This is a genomic window from Corallococcus llansteffanensis, from assembly GCF_003612055.1.
Lineage (GTDB): Bacteria > Myxococcota > Myxococcia > Myxococcales > Myxococcaceae > Corallococcus > Corallococcus llansteffanensis.
This window is the reverse complement of the sequence record NZ_RAWB01000897.1, coordinates 1-2,424: the sequence shown is the minus strand read 5'-3', so window position 1 is coordinate 2,424 and position 2,424 is coordinate 1. Positions and strand designations below refer to the sequence as shown.

Sequence of the window (2,424 nt, the reverse complement as noted above, 5' to 3'; positions counted from 1 at the left end):
GTCGTGGACGGCGTCCGCGGGCGCCAGCCAGTACTGGGTGATGAAGACGGAGGGCTTCGCGGGCTGTGACTTCGGCAAGGCGCGCGTGGCCACCGTCACCGGCACCAGCTACACGGATCCGGAGGTCGCCAACGGCCGGCAGTACTGCTACTCGGTCGTCCCCGCGAGCAGCAACGCGTGCTTCGGCAAGGCCAGCACCTGCGCCTGCACCACCCCCGTCTGCGCGGCGCCTGGCGCGCCCTCGCTGTCCTCTCCCTCTTCCGGGGCCACCGGCGTGGAGCTGCTGGCGGCGCTGGACTGGGCGGACGTGACGGGCGTGGCCGGCTACGAGGTGCAGGTCGCGACGGACAGCGCCTTCACCAACGTGGTGCGCAGCGCCAACTCGCTCGTCGCGAGCGCCTGGACGGTGTCCCCCGGCCTGACGGCCAACACCGTCTACTACTGGCGCGTGCGCGCGCTCAACTCGTGCGGCGGCACCAGCTCCTGGACCGCGGCGAGCAGCTTCACCACGCGCGGCTGCGTCAACCTGGCGACGCCCACCCTGGCGGCCCCCGCCAACGGCGCCACCAGCGTCGCCCTCTCCCCGGCGCTGGACTGGTCTGACGTGACGAGCGCGGCCGGCTACGACGTGCAGGTGGCCACGGACAGCGCCTTCACCAACGTGGTGCGCAGCGCCACGGGCCTGGGCACCAGCGCCTGGAACGTGACGCCGGCCCTGTCCAACCTCACGTCGTACTACTGGCGCGCGCGGGCCACCGACAGCTGCAGCGCGGGCGCGTACAGCTCCGCGTTCAGCTTCACCACCACCAACATCTGCACTCCCACGGTCGCCTCCTACAACGCGAACGTGCGCGCCCCGGCCTGCGGTTCGGTGTGCGGTTGTGACACCGGCCCCACGCTCGTCAACGGGCGCGGCACGGTGTCCGGCGGCGCGGAACCCAACCAGCCCAACACGCTGGGCGCGACGTGCACGGACGGCTCCACCGGCACCTACCACGTGGACGAGAGCATCGACCGCGTGGTGCTCAAGACGGTGGACCAGGGGCTCATCACCCCGGGCAAGCAGGTGACGGTGGACGTGACGGTGTACTGCTACGGCACCACGGACCAGCTGGACCTGTACTACGCGACGAACACCACCACGCCCACGTGGACCGCCCTCTCCACCGGCCAGGCCTGCACCGCGGTGGGGCTGAAGACGTTCTCCAGCACCTTCACCGTGGGCTCCACCACCGGCCAGCACGCGGTGCGCGCGCAGTTCCGCTTCGGCGGCACCGCCACCAGCGCCTGCGTGACGGGCTCGTACAACGATCACGACGACCTGGCCTTCAGCGTCGTGTCCGCGGTGGCCGCGTCCCCCGCTGGCCCGGCAACGAAGCAGGCCCGGGGCCGCACGGTGACGGCGCGCTAGCCGTCGCGCCGCGCGGAATCCCGTAGCACCCCAGGGGCTCCCGGTTCATTCCGGGGGCCCCTGGCTCTTCACGGCGGTCCGTCCCAGCCGATGACGACCGACGGCGCCGAGCGGCGCGCGGGGCCGTGGAACACCATCTCGATGTTGTTGCCGTCCGGGTCCAACACGAAGGCCGCGTAGTAGCCCGGGTGGTACGAGCGCTCGCCGGGCGCGCCGTGGTCCCGGCCCCCCGCGGCCAGCGCCGCCTGATGGAAGCGGTGCACCATCTCCCGGTCCTTCGCCTGGAAGGCCAGGTGCACGCGCGCCGTCGGCTCCGAGTCCGCGCTCACGAACAGCTCGTCCGCGGAGAAGTGCCGCGCACTCTCGCTGAAAATGGGAATGCCCAGCACCTCCAGCACCGCCTTGTAGAAGCGCTTGCTCGCTTCCAGGTCCCGCACCTGAAGGTGGACGTGGTCGAACAACCGGCCAATGTGCAGCTCCATGGTCAGCCTCCTGTGGGCTCCTCGCCCTTTTGCGTGTCCAACAACCCGCAGACCGCCGACCTTCAAAACAGCAAAACGCGCATGTCAAGGCGCATGCGCCCGGGAAGTCCCGGAAGCGGCAAGAACCCTCATCAAAAGCCCGGGCACCGGGCGGCGGGCCGACGCAAGTTCATGCGATAGTCCGCGCCACTTCGCTGTTCTTGCCTTCAGGAGGGTCTCGCGATGTTCATCGAAATCGTCGTCATGCCCCGCGAAGCGCGGAAGAGCCCGGCCCGCCGTTCCCCCGAGCGTCGCGACAGGGCGGAGCTGGCCCACGCTTGGCGCGAGGAGGGCAAGGCCTTCCACGGCGCCGTCCTGGAGTTCATCAAGGCCCAGCACCTGCTGGGCGCGGTGAAGTGGATGAGCGAGCCGGGAATGCTGCCCCAGGTGACGCTCGTCGCCTCGGACCGGGTGCTGGAGAAGCTCCAGTCCGAGCCCCGCTTCGAAGCAGGCCGCGGCCTGTCGCTGAACCTGCAGACCTGATGGCTGGCG

At 70.5% G+C, this 2,424-nt stretch carries 3 protein-coding genes; 2 read left to right on the top strand and 1 reads right to left on the bottom strand.

Annotated features, from left to right (window positions below; all coding sequences use genetic code 11):
* On the top strand, positions 1-1,411 hold a 1,411-nt coding region (locus tag D7V93_RS41810), incomplete at its 5' end, for a glycoside hydrolase family 78 protein (RefSeq protein WP_504739599.1).
* A gap of 68 nt (positions 1,412-1,479) precedes the next feature.
* On the opposite strand, the gene D7V93_RS41805 is transcribed toward D7V93_RS41810, so the two are convergent.
* Positions 1,480-1,893 (bottom strand): VOC family protein, encoded by a 414-nt coding sequence (locus D7V93_RS41805; protein ID WP_120648535.1) that lies wholly within the window; start codon positions 1,891-1,893, stop codon positions 1,480-1,482.
* Between the two features lie 222 nt (positions 1,894-2,115).
* On the opposite strand from D7V93_RS41805, the gene D7V93_RS45565 reads away from it, so the two are divergent.
* Positions 2,116-2,415, top strand: a complete 300-nt coding sequence (locus tag D7V93_RS45565) for a hypothetical protein (RefSeq protein ID WP_120648534.1) — start codon at positions 2,116-2,118, stop codon at positions 2,413-2,415.
* The last annotated feature ends 9 nt before the right edge of the window (positions 2,416-2,424 follow it).

Coding starts and splice junctions, on each gene's coding strand:
- D7V93_RS41805 (WP_120648535.1), bottom strand. CDS start 1,893: ATGGAGCTGCACATTGGCCGGTTGTTCGACCACGTCCACCTTCAGGTG.
- D7V93_RS45565 (WP_120648534.1), top strand. CDS start 2,116: ATGTTCATCGAAATCGTCGTCATGCCCCGCGAAGCGCGGAAGAGCCCG.